This is a genomic window from Cellulomonas sp. McL0606 (genome assembly GCF_058248365.1).
Genome location: NZ_CM177779.1, coordinates 3,558,837 through 3,576,760 on the forward strand (window position 1 = coordinate 3,558,837; position 17,924 = coordinate 3,576,760).

At 71.7% G+C, this 17,924-nt stretch carries 12 protein-coding genes and 4 pseudogenes; 10 read left to right on the forward strand and 6 right to left on the reverse strand.

Annotated elements, in window-relative coordinates; genetic code table 11:
- The first annotated feature begins 221 nt into the window (after nucleotides 1–221).
- The 5 genes and pseudogenes from AC38ZX_RS18090 to AC38ZX_RS18110 all read left to right on the forward strand — a co-directional run bounded on the left by AC38ZX_RS18090 (nucleotide 222) and on the right by AC38ZX_RS18110 (nucleotide 4,416).
- Nucleotides 222–2,040: pseudogene (locus AC38ZX_RS18090) on the forward strand (ribonucleoside triphosphate reductase).
- Nucleotides 2,037–2,666 carry an anaerobic ribonucleoside-triphosphate reductase activating protein gene (locus AC38ZX_RS18095; RefSeq protein WP_491295399.1) on the forward strand — a complete coding sequence of 210 codons (630 nt, stop codon included), beginning with the start codon at nucleotides 2,037–2,039 and terminating at the stop codon, nucleotides 2,664–2,666. Before AC38ZX_RS18090 ends, AC38ZX_RS18095 begins: the two are co-directional and overlap by 4 nt.
- Before the next feature lie 60 nt (nucleotides 2,667–2,726).
- Nucleotides 2,727–3,233 (forward strand): GNAT family N-acetyltransferase, encoded by a 507-nt coding sequence (locus AC38ZX_RS18100; protein WP_491295400.1) that lies wholly within the window; start codon nucleotides 2,727–2,729, stop codon nucleotides 3,231–3,233.
- A gap of 120 nt (nucleotides 3,234–3,353) precedes the next feature.
- Nucleotides 3,354–3,566 carry a hypothetical protein gene (locus tag AC38ZX_RS18105; protein WP_491295401.1) on the forward strand — a complete coding sequence of 71 codons (213 nt, stop codon included), beginning with the start codon at nucleotides 3,354–3,356 and terminating at the stop codon, nucleotides 3,564–3,566.
- A 142-nt stretch (nucleotides 3,567–3,708) separates the two neighbouring features.
- Nucleotides 3,709–4,416 (forward strand): DUF2510 domain-containing protein, encoded by a 708-nt coding sequence (locus AC38ZX_RS18110; RefSeq protein WP_491295402.1) that lies wholly within the window; start codon nucleotides 3,709–3,711, stop codon nucleotides 4,414–4,416.
- 3 nt (nucleotides 4,417–4,419) lie between these two features.
- On the opposite strand, the gene AC38ZX_RS18115 is transcribed toward AC38ZX_RS18110, so the two are convergent.
- Nucleotides 4,420–5,847 carry an FAD-dependent monooxygenase gene (locus AC38ZX_RS18115; protein WP_491295403.1) on the reverse strand — a complete coding sequence of 476 codons (1,428 nt, stop codon included), beginning with the start codon at nucleotides 5,845–5,847 and terminating at the stop codon, nucleotides 4,420–4,422.
- Between the two features lie 113 nt (nucleotides 5,848–5,960).
- On the opposite strand from AC38ZX_RS18115, the gene AC38ZX_RS18120 reads away from it, so the two are divergent.
- A complete protein-coding gene (locus AC38ZX_RS18120; RefSeq protein ID WP_426593200.1) occupies nucleotides 5,961–7,193 on the forward strand; it encodes an endo-1,4-beta-xylanase in 1,233 nt (410 codons plus the stop codon).
- Here AC38ZX_RS18120 and AC38ZX_RS18125 read toward each other — a convergent pair.
- The 3 genes and pseudogenes from AC38ZX_RS18125 to AC38ZX_RS18135 form a co-directional block, all read right to left on the reverse strand.
- The gene (locus AC38ZX_RS18125) at nucleotides 7,145–7,753 is read right to left on the reverse strand and encodes a dihydrofolate reductase family protein (protein ID WP_426593201.1); all 609 of its coding nucleotides are present in this window, start codon (nucleotides 7,751–7,753) and stop codon (nucleotides 7,145–7,147) included. The two genes, AC38ZX_RS18120 and AC38ZX_RS18125, sit on opposite strands and share 49 nt — an antisense overlap.
- A 560-nt stretch (nucleotides 7,754–8,313) precedes the next feature.
- Nucleotides 8,314–9,804, reverse strand: a pseudogene (locus AC38ZX_RS18130) (glycosyltransferase family 2 protein); the annotation flags it as partial.
- 117 nt (nucleotides 9,805–9,921) lie between these two features.
- Nucleotides 9,922–10,371: a hypothetical protein gene (locus tag AC38ZX_RS18135; protein ID WP_426593203.1), complete on the reverse strand. Its 450-nt coding sequence runs from the start codon at nucleotides 10,369–10,371 to the stop codon at nucleotides 9,922–9,924.
- A 104-nt stretch (nucleotides 10,372–10,475) separates the two neighbouring features.
- Here AC38ZX_RS18135 and AC38ZX_RS18140 point away from each other — a divergent pair.
- Nucleotides 10,476–11,321: pseudogene (locus tag AC38ZX_RS18140) on the forward strand (AfsR/SARP family transcriptional regulator); the annotation flags it as partial.
- A gap of 122 nt (nucleotides 11,322–11,443) precedes the next feature.
- Nucleotides 11,444–14,746 (forward strand): WD40 repeat domain-containing protein, encoded by a 3,303-nt coding sequence (locus AC38ZX_RS18145; protein WP_491295404.1) that lies wholly within the window; start codon nucleotides 11,444–11,446, stop codon nucleotides 14,744–14,746.
- A 329-nt stretch (nucleotides 14,747–15,075) separates the two neighbouring features.
- On the opposite strand, the gene AC38ZX_RS18150 is transcribed toward AC38ZX_RS18145, so the two are convergent.
- The gene (locus tag AC38ZX_RS18150; protein ID WP_491295405.1) at nucleotides 15,076–15,648 is read right to left on the reverse strand and encodes a DUF4352 domain-containing protein; all 573 of its coding nucleotides are present in this window, start codon (nucleotides 15,646–15,648) and stop codon (nucleotides 15,076–15,078) included.
- Nucleotides 15,649–16,330: 682 nt separating this feature from the next.
- Between AC38ZX_RS18150 and AC38ZX_RS18155 the strand changes: the two are divergent.
- Together AC38ZX_RS18155 and AC38ZX_RS18160 are read left to right on the forward strand one after the other, a co-directional pair.
- Nucleotides 16,331–16,573, forward strand: a pseudogene (locus tag AC38ZX_RS18155) (PH domain-containing protein); the annotation flags it as partial.
- Nucleotides 16,574–16,775: 202 nt separating this feature from the next.
- On the forward strand, nucleotides 16,776–17,279 hold the full coding sequence (locus tag AC38ZX_RS18160) for a hypothetical protein (RefSeq protein ID WP_491297547.1): 504 nt from the start codon (nucleotides 16,776–16,778) through the stop codon (nucleotides 17,277–17,279).
- Between the two features lie 200 nt (nucleotides 17,280–17,479).
- On the opposite strand, the gene AC38ZX_RS18165 is transcribed toward AC38ZX_RS18160, so the two are convergent.
- On the reverse strand, nucleotides 17,480–17,794 hold the full coding sequence (locus AC38ZX_RS18165) for a hypothetical protein (protein ID WP_491295406.1): 315 nt from the start codon (nucleotides 17,792–17,794) through the stop codon (nucleotides 17,480–17,482).
- Between the last annotated feature and the right edge of the window lie 130 nt (nucleotides 17,795–17,924).

Consider the following 17,924-nt stretch of genomic DNA (forward strand, 5'->3'; position numbering starts at 1 on the left):
CGAGCGGTCGCGGGGGCGCGTGGGATCGCTCCCATACCCTTTCGTCGGAAATCCTACGACCGCGGATGCAGGTCCGGGTCGACGATCTCGATCCGACCGGCGATCCGGCGCGAGAACGGCGTCGGCGCAGGTCTAGCCTCGCAGGTACGAACGCGCTCCACCCCCGCACGGGCAGGGCCGGTCCCAGTCACCCCATGGTTTCCACCAGACGAGGACCACTGATGAGCCTGACTTCCGTGCGCCCGAGCGGCGAACGCATCCACCCCACGATCGACGTCGCCGACACCATCGACGAGTACCTGGACCGCTCCGACTGGCGGGTGAACGCCAACGCCAACCAGGGCTACTCGCTCGGCGGCCTGATCCTGCAGACGGCGGGCAAGGTGACGGCCAACTACTGGCTGTCGCAGGTCTACCCGGCCGCGGTCGGGAACGCGCACCGCGAGGGCGATCTGCACATCCACGACCTGGACCTGCTGTCGGGCTACTGCGCCGGCTGGTCGCTGCGGATGCTGCTCAGCGAGGGGTTCAACGGGGTCCCGGGCACCATCGAGTCGCGGCCGCCGAAGCACTTCTCGTCCGCCGTCGGGCAGATCGTCAACTTCCTGGGCACGCTGCAGAACGAGTGGGCCGGGGCGCAGGCGTTCAGCTCGTTCGACACCTACCTGGCGCCGTTCGTGCGGACGGACTGCCTCGCGTACGACGAGGTCCGGCAGCTGGTGCGGAGGCCTCGTGCACAACCTGAACGTGCCGTCGCGCTGGGGCACGCAGACGCCGTTCACCAACCTGACCTTCGACTGGACGTGCCCCGACGACCTGCGCGACGAGGTCCCGCTGGTGGGTGGCGAGCCGGTCGACTTCACGTACGGCGACCTGGCGGTCGAGATGGCGATGATCAACCGCGCGTACATCGAGGTGATGACCGAGGGCGACGCGTCGGGCCGGGTGTTCACCTTCCCGATCCCCACCTACAACATCACGGCCGACTTCGACTGGGACTCCGAGAACGCCGACCGCCTGTTCGCGATGACCGCCAAGTACGGCCTGCCCTACTTCCAGAACTTCCTCAACTCCGACCTGGAGCCCGGTCAGATCCGGTCGATGTGCTGCCGGCTGCAGCTGGACCTGCGCGAGCTGCTCAAGCGCGGGAACGGGCTGTTCGGTTCGGCCGAGCAGACCGGGTCGCTCGGCGTGGTGACCGTCAACTGCGCGCGGCTCGGGTACCTGCACCGGGACAACTGGCCCGGCCTGCTGCGCGCCCTGGACCATCTGCTCGACCTGGCGCGCGACTCGCTCGAGCTCAAGCGTGAGGTGATCGACCGATACATCGAGGAGGGGCTGTTCCCCTACACGAAGCGGTACCTCGCCGGTGGCCTCGCCAACCACTTCTCGACGATCGGCGTGAACGGGGTCAACGAGATGGTCCGCAACTTCACCGGCGACGCGCGCGACATCACCTCGGTCGAGGGGCACGCCTGTGCCGTCGCGCTCCTCGACCACGTGCGGGCGCGGATGGTGGAGTTCCAGGAGGCGACGGGACACCTGTACAACCTGGAGGCCACCCCGGCGGAGGGCACGACCTACCGGTTCGCCAAGGAGGACCGCCGTCGGTTCCCGGACATCCTGCAGGCCGGGACGGACGAGCACCCGTACTACACCAACTCCTCGCAGCTGCCGGTCGGCTTCACCGACGACCCGTTCGAGGCCCTGGACCGCCAGGACGAGCTGCAGACGAAGTACACGGGCGGCACCGTGCTGCACCTCTACATGTCCGAGCGGCTGTCGACGCCCGAGGCCTGCCGCAAGCTGGTCCAGCGGGCGCTGGAGAACCACCGGCTGCCGTACATCACGGTGACCCCGACGTTCTCGATCTGCGCGTCGCACGGCTATCTGGCCGGCGAGGTCCTTGCGTGCCCGTCGTGCGGCGGCGAGACCGAGGTGTGGACCCGCGTGATGGGCTATCACCGACCGGTGTCGTCGTTCAACCTCGGCAAGAAGGGCGAGCACGAGGAGCGCGTGCACTTCACGGAGCGCCCGTGAGCGGCCTGGCCGTCGCAGGCCTGACTCCCCTGTCGACCTGCGACTGGCCGGGCCAGCTGGTGGCCACCGTCTTCCTGCAGGGCTGCCCGCTGGCGTGCACCTACTGCCACAACCCCGCGCTGATCGACCCACGGACGCCGGGGTCGGTCGGGTGGGACGAGGTGCTCGACCTGCTCGGACGCCGTCAGGGGCTCCTCGACGGTGTGGTGTTCTCGGGCGGCGAACCGACGCGGCAGCACGGGCTGCGGGACGCCATGGTCGACGTGCGAGCGCTCGGCTATCGCGTCGGGCTGCACACCGCCGGCACCTACCCGAACCGACTGGCGCACGTGCTCGACCTGGTCGACTGGGTCGGCCTCGACATCAAGGCGGTCCCCCGGCTCTATCAGGCCCAGACCGGTGTGGACGCCTGGGCCAAGGCGGTCGCGTCGCTCCGGCTGGTCCAGCGGGCCGGGGTGCCGGTTCAGGTGCGCACGACCGTCGACCCGACGGTCCAGACGCCGACCGACGTCGACGAGCTGACGGCGCTCCTGGCCGGTCTGGGGGTGGACGACCACGTGCTGCAGGAGGTGCGACCGGACGGGACGACGGCCGCATACCGGGAGGCCCTCAGCGACGCGCGGTGATCGCCGGTGCGGACGTGGCGGTCGTCGTCGCGCACCGGGCCGGGAGCTGACCGTCGGTCCGTGACCGGCCTGCACCCCGACCTCGCCACCGTCGACGACGTCTCGTCGATCCACGCGCTGCGGCGGTCGCTGGAGGACTGGATGGCGGCGCGCGGGACCGTGCAGTGGCGTCGCGGGTCGCTGCCCGTCGAACGCATCACCGCCCAGGTCGAGGCCGGCGAGTGGCACGTCGTGCGTGACGACGTCGGGCTCGTCGGCACCGTCCGGCTGCTCTGGTCCGACCCCGACTTCTGGGGCGACGACCGGACGCCGGCGGTCTACGTCCACGGCCTCATGGTGGACCGGCGCCGCACCGGCGACGGCGTCGGCACGGGCCTGCTCGACTGGGCGGCGCGGCAGGGGCGCGACGCGGGTGTCGACGTGTTCCGGCTCGACTGCCGGACCACCAACCCCGTGCTGCTGGCCTACTACGAGGCCTACGGGTTCACGGTCGCCGGGCAGCGCGACTTCGTCGACTTCTCGTGCACGCTGCTCCAGCTCGACCTGGGTCGCGCTCGCCACCGGTAGCCACGCGGTCGAGGCAGAAGACGGGACGAATGGCCCGGGTCAGCGGCCTGCGGCGCTTGCGACGATGGTCGAGCCGGCGATCCCGGTGCCTGCGAGTACCCGCCCCCACAAGGAGCTTCCATGACCACCACGACCCTCTCCCTCCCGTCGCGACGAGTGACGCTCCACCTCCGCGACGTCCTCGAGACGATCCGCACGGCACCGGTGCCCCCCTGGGGCACCTCGGTGACGGACCACGGCACGTACCTCACCTATCTCGTCGGCAGCATCGTCGCCTGGACGGTGCTCCCCCTGCTGGTCACCGGGGCGGTCGGCGCGCTGCTGTCGCTGTAGGGCCTCGCGGCAGGTCGGGGTAGGTGCGGCGGTAGTCGCCGGCTCAGGTCCGGCATGCACGCCGATGGCGAGGCCGCGCGCGGTCGAGTGAATCGGGGGACGCGGCGGCGTCATCCTGGGCCCGCGGTGGGACCATCGCGAGATGGCCGACACCCCGCTCCCGGCCGCCGGCTGGTACGCCGACGGGTCGACGGTCGGCGTGCACCGGTGGTTCGACGGGACGACGTGGACCGAGCACACGCGGCCGGAACCCGCCCAGCAGCTGGCCTTCGCGGGGCAGTCGGGCGAGAAGCGGTTCGCGAGCGCTGACCCCCGTTTCGCTACGACGACCTTCGAGAGCCCCGCCGGAACGCCGGCGACCTCGCTGGCGACCCAGTTCGGCGCCTCGCTGCCGACCCGGCTCGGCCTCGCCATGAGCCCGGCAGACCTCGCCGACCGGGACGCCGCGTTCTCGGCGCACCGCGTGGGTGAGGCGCGCCGGATGCAACGCGGAGCGATCGGCGCCTTCTGCTCGGCCTTGGCGATCCTCGTCGCCACGAGCGGGATCAGCCTCGCGCTCAAAGCCCCGGACGAGCTGTGGGCCGCCGGCGGCCTCGGTGCGGGTTACCTCGTCTGGCGCGCCCTGCGCGACTACGGGCGCTCGACGTTCCACGGAGCACCACGACTGTCCGTCGTCTCCGTCGCGCTGGCGACTGTCGGGCTCGTCGCCACGATCGGACTGTTCGTCGCTGTGCCCGTCGTGGCCGCGCAGCAGGCGTCGCACGCCGTGGACGACGTCGGCGGGCTCACCGGGCTCTCCGGTCTCACCGGACTGCCGACCGTGCCTGCGGTACCCGACCCGACGGGGTAACGGTCAGCACCACGTCGCGACGGCCTGCGCGAGCCGCGGATCGGCGACGTCTCCCGCCCACGCGACGTACCCGTCGGGCCGGATCAGCACCGCCCCCGGCGCCGCGACCGGTCCGAGCACCGGCAGCTCCCAGACGTCGTCGTAGGTCGCGACGACCGTCCGGACGCGGTCCGGCAGGCCGCCGGGCACACCCGACGTAACGAGGACCGGCCGGGCCTCGTGCAGGAGCGCGTAGACGCGCGTGGGGCCGTCCGCGGTCGTCAGGTCGAGGTCCGGCATCCGCCGCCCGAGCAGCGGGTGCCCGGCGCCGAGGTCGTAGTGCACGTCGAGACCGGAGAGCATCCCGGCGAGGCGTCGGCGCGGTTCGTCCAGGACGAGCACGTCGCCCAGGACGGCCTTGAGGGCGTCGTGCCGGTCGTCCGGGGTGGCCAGCGCGACCTGCGCCATCGTGCCCTGCAGGACGCGGGCACCGACCGGGTGCCGCTCCGCGTGGTAGGTGTCCAGCAGGCTCGCGGGCGACGTGCCGTGCACCACCTGCGCCAGCTTCCAGCCGAGGTTCGTCGCGTCCTGCACGCCGAGGTTGAGGCCCTGGCCGCCCTGCGGCGGGTGGACGTGGGCGGCATCTCCGGCAAGCAGGACCCGGCCCGCCCGGTACGACGCCGCCTGTCGGGTGTTGTCGGAGAAGCGGGTGATCCACGTCGGGTCGTGCGCGCCGAAGTCGGTGCCGTACGCGGCGAGGAGCGCGTCGCGGACGTCCTGCAGGCCGGGCTCGCCCCGATCGTCGACGACGGGTGCCTTCACCACCACCTGGTGCCGGCCGGTGTCGGGGTCGGCCGGGCCGATGCCGCCGCCCTCGCGCCGCACGCCGACCGGTGGCCGTTCGGTCAGCTCGACCTCGGCCATCAGGTAGGTGGTGGTGGGGTCCCAGCCGACGAAGTCGATGCCGGCGTCCTTGCGGACCAGGCTGCGACCCCCGTCGCAGCCGACAAGGAAGGTCGCCCGGATCGCGCTGCCGTCCGACAGCGCGACGTCGACGCCGTCCGTGTCCTGCGCGAATCCGGTCACCTCGCGCTCGCGGACGACCGGCACCCCCAGCTCGTCGACCCACTCGGCCAGGAGCCGCTCGGTCTGGCTCTGCCGCAGGGCCACCCCGTAGGCGAACCGCGTAGGGAAGTCGCCGAGGTCGAGCCGGATCCCTCCGAACGCGGTGATCTGCATCGCCTGTCCGGCGTCCAGGAACCGCTCCACGATCCCGCGCTGGTCGAGCACCTCGAGCGTCCGCGCGTGCAGCCCGCCCGCCCGTGCGACGTCGCGCTCCCGCTCGGCGCGACGTTCGACGACGACCGCGTCGACCCCAGCCAGCGCGAGCTCCGCCGCCAGCATCAGGCCGCTCGGGCCGGCCCCGGCGATCACCACTGCGTGCTCGGTCATGCCCCCATCGTGGCGCAGGCGGCCGACCAGATCGATGCCGAACCGGCCGACGCCTCGGTCTCCCGGGGGCTCCACGGGCGCGAGCACGTCGTCGCGCGTGGCAGGCTCGGCGCATGCCCGACCTCGCTCACCGACGCGCCGCCGCCGTCGTCACCGTCCAGCGCCCTGACGGACACCCCCTCACCGACACCGAGGTGGTCGTCGCGCAGGAGCGGCACGACTTCCTGTTCGGCAACATCGGGTTCGACTTCCTCGACCCCGCGGGTGCGTCCACGACGCTTGCCGACCTCTGGTTCGACGTGTTCAACGCGGCCACGCTGCCGTTCTACTGGGGCCGGTTCGAACCCGTCCGCGGCCGCCCCGACACGGCTCGGCTGCTGGCCGCGGCGCGCTGGTTCGCCGAGCGCGGCGTCGTCGTCAAGGGCCACCCGCTCGCCTGGCACACCGTCGGGGCACCCTGGCTGCTCGATCTGACGACGGCCGAGATCGCGGACGCCCAGGACGCGCGGATCCGTCGCGACGTGGCGGACTTCGCCGGGGTGATCGACACCTGGGACGTGATCAACGAGGTCGTGATCATGCCGGTGTTCGACAAGGAGCCCAACGGACTGACCCGCCTGGCGTGGGACCGCGGCCGCATCCCCACCATCCGGCTCGCCTTCGACGCGGCCCGGGCGACCAACCCGGCCGCGACCCTCCTGCTCAACGACTTCGACATGTCGACCGCCTACGAGTGCCTGATCGAAGGGGTGCTCGAGGCCGGGATCCCGGTGGACGCGATCGGCCTGCAGAGCCACATGCACCAGGGCTACTGGGGCGAGGAGAAGACCCAGGCGATCCTCGACCGGTTCGCACGCTTCGGCCTCCCGCTGCACCTGACCGAGACGACCCTGCTGTCCGGCGAGCTGATGCCGGCGCACATCGAGGACCTCAACGACTATCAGGTGACGTCGTGGCCGTCGACGCCCGAGGGCGAGGCACGGCAGGCCGACGAGCTCGAACGGCACTACCGCACCCTGCTGGCTCACCCCGCGGTCGAGGCGGCGACCTACTGGGGTATCACCGACGAGGGCGCATGGCTCGGGGCGCCGGGCGGACTGGTGCGCGCCGACGGCACCCCGAAGCCGGCCTACGACGCGCTGCGCCGGCTGGTCAAGGAGGAATGGTGGCTGCCGCCGACCACCCTGCGCACCGACGCCTCGGGGCGCGTGCCGGTCAGCGGCTTCCGCGGGACGTACTCCGTGGACGGGGTGCCGTTCCCCCTCGACGGCGACGAGGAGGTGGTCGTCCGGATGGGTCAGACCTCCATCACCCCGGTGGCCGGGTCCTCGCCGGTCGGGGCGTAGCGCAGCGCGACCGCACCCGCGCTGCCCGCCACGGGCGGCTCCAGCAGCCGCAGTGCCGATGGCCGCACCCCGTCCGGGAACACCTTCTTCCCCTGACCCAGCACGATCGGGTAGACCCACAGCGTCAGCACGTCGAACAGCCGCTCAGCCAGCAGGGTCTGCACGAGGTCGACGCTGCCGATCACGTGGGTTCGCTCGTGCCGGTCCCGCACCGCGCGGACGTCCGCAACGAGGTCCGTACCCAGGAGGCTGCTGCCGGCCCAGCGGAGGTCAGGGGTCCCACGGCTGGCGACGTACTTGGGCACGGCGTTGAGCTGCCGGGCGATGACGTCGTCCTTGTCCGGCCAGTACGCGGCGAAGATGTCGTAGGTCCGACGCCCCAGCAGCAGCGCGTCCATGCCGGCGATGCCGTCCCGGACCTGGCGTCCGACGACGTCGTCGGGCAGCGGCGCCTGCCAGCCGCCGAACGGGAAGCCGCCCGTGGTGTCCTCGTCGGGAGCGCCGGGCGCCTGGGCGACGCCGTCGAGGGAGACGAACAGGTCGATGTACAGGCTGCCCACGGCTGCTCTCCCGGGTCGATCGTCCTCGGTCCACGCGACCGTCCGACCCAGCTCGGCATCGGGGCGAGGGCGCGGCCGACCGCGGCCGGCTCAGGCCGTCGCGGCCACCGTCCGCCGGGCAGCCCTGCGATGCTGCATCCGGTGGACGGTCCTGCGGATCGGAGGCAGGGCTGGAACACGCTCAGGGTCGCGAAGACGATCGTGTTGATGCCGACGAACAGGCCCAGCGCCTCCACGAACGGGGACTGCAGCACAGACGACGGCAGTGGAGTCCAGCGCGCGACCAGCGCCGCCGCCGCCAGGGCGGGCAGCGCCGCCGCGGCGACGACCTCGCGACGCACCTCGTTCCACCCGGCCTCGCGGTGCAAGGCGATCTGCACGAGCGACGTGACGAACGCCGCCTGGAGGAACAGCGAGTACCCGACCTCGATCACGAGGGGCAGTGCGAGCAGCCTCCCCCGCCAGCCCCCCGCCCAGGCCGTGACGACTCGTTCGACGACGAAGACGACGCCGATCAGGACCCAGAACAGCGACCAGCGCAGGCTGTCGGCGGCCAGCAGGGAGATGACCAGGAGCAGCAGGTACGCGTTGAGCGCGATGACCCCGTACCCGAGCGCGAGCTGCTGCGCCCAGTACTGCGCTGTCGTGTGCGTGAAGCCGTAGGCGCCGACGTTCTCCAGCGCGCCCCGTTGCCAGCGCAGTCGCTGGCGCCGCAGGGCGGTCCAGGTGGGCATGACCTCGGTGGTGACCCTGCACTGCTGCGGGGACGTCATACCCGCCCCGAGCGACTTCAGCGCAAGCGTGAGCTCGTTGTCCTCGGTCATGGCGTGGACGTCGTACACGTCGCCGGGGGTCCCGGGCACGAGCGAGCCACGCGCCTCCGCCACCGCGCGCAACGCGTACGCACGGAACATCGATGCCGTTCCGGTCAGGACGAACAGGTTGCCCTCCCGGCGACGGACGACCCGCTGGTAGCGATGGAACTCGTTGCGTTGCAGCTGCCCGAGGATGCCCATCCCGTCCTCACCGGAGAAGAGGCCGCCGACCGCGACGAGGTCCGGGTCGTCCTCCAGCGCACCGACGGCGACCTCGAGGAAGTCCGGCGCGATGGAGGAGTCGGCATCCATGACCATGACCACGTCCTCGACGCCGACCCGCGGGAGCAACACGGCAAGCACCTGATTGAGCGCGCCGGCCTTGTGCTGGGTGTTGCCCACGGTCTCGATGACCTCGACGCCACGTTCACGGGCGATCCGGACCGTGCCGTCGGTGCAGTTGTCGGCGACGACCACCACGCGGTCGGGCGCGCGGGTCTGGTGGCTGAGCGAGGTGAGCGCCACGGCGATGATCGCCTCCTCGTCGTGGGCCGGGATGAGAACGGTGCAGCGCAGCACCAGGCCGACGGTCTCGGCTCCCGCCGGGATCGCCGTGAGCGGCCATCCCGGCCGCTGCTCGAGGTCGAGGCTCCGTACGCCCGCGCTGCCGAGGGCGCGCCGGCTGAGCTTGGCGATGTCGGCGCTGACCGGCGCATCGAGCCCGCGCCCCTGCGAGAGCACCCGCATGGCCGCCGCACACTGCAACGCAGACATGCCGACGACGAAGGCGGCGAGCGCCAGGCCGAGACCCAGTACCACCCCCGGCCTGGGCAGGCCCAGGTGCACGTCCACGTTGACCGGCAACCAGGCAGTCATGGCGTCGATCGCGCGCTGCGGTTCGTCCGCCGAGAGGTCGGACCGCTGCGCGGCGAGATCCCAGATCGCCAACCCCAGGAGCACGAGGCTCAGCGCGCCCAGCCCGACGGAGACCCAGCCCAACCGAGCCGCCCGCCGCTGCCAGGTCTCACGGTCGCCCAGGTCGGCGTCGGGGCTGCCGTCCCGCTGGTGGTCGTGGGTGTCGTGGTCCTTCTGCCCGCGGCGCAGGCTGACGACCGTCATCACCAGCCCAGCCAGGACGATGGCGATGCCACCCCACAGCAGGATCGCGCCCAACCCTGCGAAGCCGAGCACTACCAGCACGAGTCCCACGACCAGCAGAGCCAGCCAAGCCGGCATGACGACACCTCCAGCGCCGCGCAGTCGCCCGAGAGTCCCTGGGCACACACCACGCCGAGGGTCGGTTGCGCCAAGACTCGCACGTTCCGGCCGTCGCCATCAGGGGAACGACGGCCGTCAAGGGCGGTGTCGCATGTTCTGGCGTTCCTGCGCCTCTGCATAGCGGCAGGCGACCTCCGCGCTGGGGCCGGCGGTGAGCAGCGCGCACCGGTCGGTCGGGGTGGCCTCGCACCCGTCGGGCGCGGTCGCGGCATACCGCTGCCACTGGGGCGTGTACCCCTGCCACTGGCAGGCGCCGTGACGCGCCGCGACGGCGGCTGCGACCGTGCAGGCGGCAGAACCAGGGCACCCGGGGGTCGCGTCGGCCGGCGTCCGGTCGAGGGTGCCGACGGCGGTCACGATCGCGGTCACGACGAGTGCCGCGACGAGAAGCAGGCTGCCGGGTACGTGGACGGTGTGGCCGTCGGTCGTCTCGGGTGGCTGCTGGTCGTCCTCGTCGAGCTCGACCTGGACGAGGTGTTGCCGGCGTGGCCGGCGGCGGGCGGCTGGGGCGTGGGTGGTTCGCATGTCACGGACCGTGCCCTGACGGGGTACCCGGACGGCCCGCGACCGGTATTCATCCGGTATCCGGCTCCTTGACCCTGGTCTGCACAGCCCGGATCATCCCGGTGATGGGCGGCATCCAGGTGCTCGGACCTGCTCGGGTCGACGGGAACGGCGACCTGAGCCCTCGCGAGCGGACGGTGCTCGCGGCGCTGGTACTGCTCATCGGTCATCCCGTGAGTCCCGACGAGCTCGCGGACGCCGTCTGGGGAGACGCGTTGCCGGCGACCTGGAACAAGCAGGTGCAGTCGGCCGTGGGCCGCGTGCGACGAGCGATCGGACCCGCGGCGATCGAGACGACGCCTGCGGGGTATCGGCTCCTCGTCGAGCCGCGCACGGTCGACGTCACGCAGTTCGAGTCCGAGGTGAGCCGCGCCAGGATGTTCGCCGCGACCGGCGAGCCTGGCCGGGCCGCCATGGTCTTCGACCGGGCGCTGAACCTGTGGGACGGGCCCGCGTTCGCGGACCTCGCCTCGTGGGAGCCGGGCCGCTCCCAGGCCCAGCGGCTCGAAGAGGTGCGTCGCACCGTGCAGGAGGACCTGCTCGAGGCCCGGCTCGCGTTCGGTGACAACCGTGGCGTGGCCGCCGACGCCGAGTCGGCGGTGCGCGCCGAGCCGCTGCGGGAACGCCGGTGGGCCGTGCTCGCCCTCGCTCAATATCGCGACAGCCGGCAGGCGGACGCCCTCGCGACGCTGCGCCGGGCACGCCGGGTGCTCGCCGACGAGCTGGGGATCGACCCGGGCGCCGCGCTGGTCGAGCTCGAACGGCAGGTGCTGCGTCAGGATCCGCGAGCGGCCGGCGTGGGCCAGCACGCGGACGCTCGGGCGACCTGCCCGTGGAAGGGCCTGGCCGCCTACGACGCCGCGGACCAGGAGGACTTCTTCGGTCGCGAGGACGAGGTGACGGCGTGCCTGTCCCGGCTCGATGCCATGCCCGTTCTCGTCCTCACGGGTGAGTCGGGCTGCGGCAAGAGCCGCTGCTGCGGGCGGGTCTCGTCGCGGCGCTGCGGGACGCGGGCCGACGCGTCTCGGTCACGGTGCCCGGGCCGTCGCCGGTCGCCGGCCTGCAGGCGGCACTGGCCGGCATGGGCGCCCGAGACGTCCTGGCCGTCGACCAGCTCGAGAGCCTGTTCCTGCTCGACCAGGACCGCGAGCAGGTCGTGCAGTACTGCGGGCTGCTGCGGCGGCACGTCCAGGACGGCGGGGCGCTGCTGCTCGCGGTCCGGGTCGACCAGATGAGCGGTCTGGCCGCTGATCCGGCGCTCGGCGCCCTCGCAGAACGAGGGCTGCACCTGGTTGCGCCTCTCGCAGGAGACGACCTCCAGCGTGCGATCGAGGAGCCGGCGCGGCTGGCCGGTCTCGCTCTCGAGCACGGCCTCGTCGACCTGCTCCTGAGAGATGTCGAGGCCGACCCGGGCGCCCTGCCGCTGCTGTCGCACGCGCTCGTCGAGACATGGCACCGTCGCGACGGGGACGTGCTCACCGTCGAGTCGTACCGGGCTTCGGGCGGCATCAGTGCGGCGGTCGCCCGCACGGCCGACCGGCTCTACGAGGGCCTGCCGGAGGACGAGCGGTCCCTGTGCCGGTCGATCCTGCTGCGGCTGGTCGCACCGTCAGTCGACGGCCCGCCGGTCCCGAGGCGCGTGCCTGCGTCGTCGTTGCGGGGCGACGTGGGACGCGAGCGGGTGGTCGCCGACCTGGTCGGAGCCCGGCTGCTGACGGCGCGCGAGGACAGCATCGAGATGGCGCACGAGTCCTTGGCCCGCGCGTGGCCGCGCCTGCGCTCGTGGATCGACGACGACGCCGTCGGCACGCGCCTGCTCCGCCACCTGGTCGCCGCGACGGAGGCGTGGGAGGCCCTCGGGCGGCCGGACTCGGACCTGTATCGCGGCGGGCGGCTGGACGCCGCGCTGGAGTGGCGCGACACCGAGAGACCGAGCCTGACGACCGCGGAGGAGCAGTTCCTGGCGGCGTCCGCCGCTCTGCGTTCGTCCGCGCTCGACGCCGAACGGGCCCGTGCGGCAGGCGAACGCCGGCAGAACCGTCGGCTGCGGGTGGCCCTGGCCGCGACAGCCGTCGTCCTCGTGATCGCACTGGTGGCGGCTGGCGCCGCGGGCACGTTCGGGCGCCGCGCGCGCACCGCTCAGGACACGGCCGAGGTCGAAGCCGTCACGAGCGGCTCGCTGGCCGCGGAGGGCACCAACCGTGCTGTGGCGGCTCTGCTCGCAGCCGAGGCGTTCCGACGGTGGCCCGACGACCCGAGGACCAGGTCGGCTCTCCTGAGCGTGTTCACCGCATCACCGGGCTTCCAGGGGTACGTGCCGGTTCCCGGAGCCACCCTCGGAGTCTCCGGCGCGCTCCTTCGAGACGGCAACCACGCCGTGGTCGCGCTCGACGATGCCCGTCTGGCCGTCATGGACCTAGAGACGGGCGTGCTCGATGACCGTTTCCCCGACGACCATGTGCCCGGGATGCGGGACTCCCAGGTCGTGGTGAGCGCCGACGGGACGACGGTCGCCCACCTGGCGTTCGCGCCGTCACCGCAGGACGAGTGCATCGATGCGACGCAGGGCGATCCGATGGACCGGACCACGCCGTTCGTTGCCGACGGCTCGACACCTGTGTGCATGACAGTCGCGACCTGGGACGTCGCCACAGGCGCGTCGCTGATGCCGCGCGTGAACGTGCCCGCGCTGACCGGCTCGATCGCCCTGAGCGCCGACGGCACGACCCTGGCCGTCCTGCGCCGTCAGGACGGTGCGGTCGGGCTGCTCGACGCTCGTGACGGCGACTCGCTCGGCTCGTTGCCCGGATCTCGCGACCCCCTGCCCGCGAAGCAGTTCCTGGACATCGATTCCGGCGCCGTCGCCTTCGACCCGGCCGGCCGGCTGTATGTGGGTTCCCACGACGGGCCTGTGCGGGTCCTGGCGTCACGGACGACGACCGTCGTGCGTACTCTCCCCGTCCCGGCCGGTGCCGCGAGCGTCTTCCTGGCCGTGGGCGACGACGAGCTCATCGACGTCGGGGCGCTGACCGCGTCTGCCGTGTCCCTCGCCGACGACTCTGTCCGGTGGACCGCCGCCCTACCCGCACCCGGTCTCTCAGCACTGAGCTGCCCCGAGGCGGCGGTCTCCTGGAGTCAGGAGCGGCTGCTGTGCAACGACTACAACGGGGTCGTCACCGAGCGCGACCTGGCGACCGGCGAGCCGAGCGGCGTCGACCGCGACACCCAGATCGGGCACGCCGGACCGATCGCGGTGTCGCCCGACGGTGCGACGCTCGCCACGTTCGGGCAGGCGCGGCCCGAGATCACCCGATGGAGGCTCGACGGGACCGGGCCGGTCACCCGACTCGTCGCCGCAGGGCAGGCGCCGATCGGCGGGTTCGGGCCCGGTGGTGCGACCCTGCTCGTCGGCACGGTGCCCGACACCCCGGACGGACACCCAAGGGCTCAGGCCGTCTGGGACCTCGCCCGCGACCGCGCCGCCGCAACACCGGAACGCCCGGTCACGGAACTGTTGTGGGGCTCGCGGGACACGCCGGTCGCGCGGGTCCCTGGCTTCGATGGACTCTTTCGTCTCGAAGTCCCGTCGGGGCGTCTGGTGCGCCTCGCTGCGGTCACGAGCACGGCGGACACCGTGAGCCCCGCCGGGGACGACCGGATGGCGGTCTACCAGGGAGGACCCAGCGCGATAGAGCTGGTGGATCCCGTGGCGGACAAGGTCGTCGGACCCCAGATCCCGACCACCGAGTACGTCTTCGGGATGTCCGCGGCACCGGACAGCAGCATGATCGCGACCGAGCAGGTCGGTGACTCCGGCCTGTTCTCCGACTCGCACACCCGTTTCTACAGCCTCGCCACGGGGTCCGAGTGGCCACAGTCGCTCGGTGGCTGGTGGTGGACGGTCGCCGGCAACGACGGACTTATCGTGTCGTCAAAGGGTCCGGACGTGTCGGTGCTCCGACCGCGAACGCTGACCCCGGTCCGTGAGCTGGCGAGCATGCCCGGTGAGGTCAAGGACCTCGCCCTCAGCGACGACGGCCGCACCCTCGCCGCGACCTCGACGAACCAGCTCACCGCCCTGTACGACCCGGCGACCGGGATCCGTCTCGGCGACTTCATCGACCTGCCCGTGCGGTTCGACGCCCGCGCCTACGTGAGCCACGACGGCACCACCCTCGCCGTTCCCGGCCGCGACGGTGTGCTGCTCTGGAACCTGGCCCCCGCCGACCTCGCCGCCGCCGCGTGCCGTGTCGCGGGACGCAACCTGACCGCGTCCGAGTCGGCGACCTACCTTCCGTCGCTCAGCTCGTCGGACGACATCTGCCCGGCGGCCTGACTGTCAGGCGATGCCTGCCGCCTCGTGCTCGGGGACGAGCACCAGTGCCAGGTGCGGATCGATGAAGGACGCCAGAAAGGCCGGCAGGGACGCTTCCCCGTGCACCGGAAGGCGACCGTCGCGCCGTCGGCCGCCTCGAACGTCGCCAGCGACGGGAGAGGGGGCGTTCCTGGGGAGGACCTCGCGTCAGCTCGGACGATGGCGCGACGACGTCGCCGGCACGAGCCGCTATGGAAGCGGGTCTCGACCACCCGAGCGAAAGCCGTGACGACCATCCGGCTTCCCGGATGGTCGTCACGTACCGCAGCGCATCAGCTCAGCGCATCGGCTCAGAGTGAGACGAAGACCTCAGGCGAGAAGTTGTACGTGACCGCGACCTTCGCACCGGTCAGGTCGACGGGCGCATCGAACGTCACGACACCCTGACCCACGCCGCCGGGGTACAGGTCGCCGACCTGCGTGAGGTCGCCGGGCGTTCCGGCGACGAGGACGCTGTCGAACGAGCGGCCGTCGGCGGTCACGATCTTGAGCCGGAAGTCCAGCCACGGGGTGACCTTCTCGGCCTTGACGTTCGTGATCGTCACTGGGACGTTCACGTACTGCCCGTTCGTCGGGTCCTCGTTGAACTGGTTGTCGGCCTTGTAGGTCGTGTACGCGACGGGTGCCGCGAGGAGGATGGTGGCCTCGTCGTTGCCGACCGGCGTCCCCGCGGGGAACGGGTCGGATACCGTGCCCTGCGGTGCGGCCGGCGCCTCGGCCGGTGCGGCGCTCGCGGCGGCGCCTTCGGCGGGAGCCTGTGTCGCCGCGGCGGCGTTGGGCTGCGCCTCGAGATCGTTGCAGGCGGTCAGGCCGCCGACGATCAGCACGGCAGCGAGCGGAAGCATCAGGACAGACTTGCGCATGATGGAACGTTCCTTCTGACGAAGAGATTCGGCCCAGCTGGGCTCGGGTCAGAGCGACAGGCGCCGATCGACCGCGGATCGCAATCAGGGACGGACACGTCGACCTCAGCAAAGGGTCGGTCGGTCTGCGGTGTGGTGCGCATCGATCGCGCACCCGGTCGGACCTCGCCGCGACCGCGGCCGTCCGATCTCTCTCGCAGTTCCAGCGTGTCGCCGTACTACCCGTGTGTTGCTCTCCTCTATCGACCTTACGTACCGGGCAACCCGGACGATCAGGGCCAAAGGTCCCGCCGGGCGGACACACAGGGTGACCTCGCTCACGGCCGTTCGTCGCGGCTCACGACCCGGTCCAGGGGCACTCCTACGGTCGCGAGCACGAGGTCGCGGCCTTGCCTGTCGCGGCTCGACAAGCCTGATCGCATCGAGCAATTCGGACTACCGTTGAAGTCTTCGTCTTGCCCATCGGTGTCGACGACCGCACCTCGTGGCCGTCCGCGGGTCGCGGGTCGGAGAGAGCACGACGAGTGTGGTCATCTGGCTGGCGTCCATCGCCGCCGTCTTTGTCGCCGTGCAGGCGCTCACCCTTGCGGCGGGCGGGTTTGGGGGGCCCAGGCGCCGGCTGATCGATCAACGACGAACGACGCCCTCCGACGCCGGCATCGAGCACGTCGTCGTCTTCCGCGTGGGTCGTGGTGGATGGCTGATCATCTTCCTCCTCGCCGGGATCTCGTTCGCCGTCGCCGGAATCGCATTCTGGGTCGGCTACAGCAAGGTCTTCGTCCTGTTCGGTGTCCTCTTGGCGTGCGCCGGGATCTTGCAAGCGCGTGTTCGCCTGGAGGCCGGTGACAAGGACGTCAGGGTCGTCAACCTCTTCCGTACGCACACGTTCGACTGGGGAGAGGTCGACACCGTCAGGTTCGCCGCCGGGACCCCCGGCCTCGGACCGTTGGTGTTCACGTTCGCGGACGAGACCAGGGTCAGCGCGCAGGTCACCGACACCCCGTTCGGAATCGGTGATCGCAGCACGAAACGGCTCCTCGGGCGGCTGCGCAAGCTTCCAGAGGGTGGCTCGCCCGCCACAGGTCTTCGACGAGGCTCCGGGGCATCCGGTCGAGGACCGAGAGGCGGTGCCCGCTCGCAGCGTCGTCCAGAACGCCAAGCCGCGATGGGTGCGATGGTCGGCCGCAGCCGCCGTGGTCGCTGCCGGTCTCGCCGTCTGGGTCGTCAACATCTCGGTGTCGCCGCTCCGGATCAGCCCGGAGAACCTGACGGTAGGTGACTGCCTGGCATCGGCAGACTTCACGTCGACCCGCATCGTCGACGTGGAGCTGTTCGACTGCACGACGCCGCACGACCGAGAGGTGTTCGCCGAGGTTGATTTCGCCGATGAGAAGGGTGCGACCGTCGCGGCGACCGAGGCGGCGTGCCGGGACAAGGACTACGTCGGCGTCGTCCCCGACGAGTCAGAAGCTCGAGATCCACTACCTGTCGATGGGTGTCTACGGCTTCTGCGTGCTCAAGGCTCCGCACGAGGTCGCCACGACGTTGCGCGCCAGCCGCCACTGAGGCCAGGGGGCCAGCAGGATCACGACGAGCGCACCCAGCCCGAGGGCGGGCGCGACCTACGGTGACCTCGCGCCGACGCCACGATCGGTGAAGGTCTCGCGATCCAGGGAGAAGAGGTCGCCGACGCCGGAGCCGCGTCGACGACTGGATTGCTCGCGCGCTGCCGTGACGAGGCTGACAGGTGAACGTGAGACATCGGCCGATTCGAGAACGCGACGAGCAGCGTGCCGGCCCGGTGGAGACCGCGGTTCGCCTTTCGTTGCGGCTACGGGTGGGTCAGGCCGAAGAAGCCGATCAGCACAACGGCAACCGCGATCGCGAGCGCGCTCAGCCGCGCGGTCCGCCGCCGCACCGAGAACCCGAGCGCCGGTAGAGCTGCGACAGGCGCCGCCAGGACCGCACCCGTCAGGATCCACAGGATGAACGACGGAACCGGCTCGGCGGTGTTGCTTGCCATGAAGTCGCTGCCCACAAGGATCGCCGCGAACCCGAGGACGGCGGCAATGATCAGCCACACCGCGACGAAAGCGACCAGGAGCGCCCACCGTGAGGACGTCGACAGCGGAGCCACGGGCGTCATGATGCTCCCCCTGTCGCGTGGACGACAACGGGCGACCAGCCGCCGCGGGTGCGACGACGATGCCCGGGTCGTGTCCACGCGCGGGCATGGCGCTCGGGCAGCTGGGTGGAGCCTGCCGGCCCCTGAGACG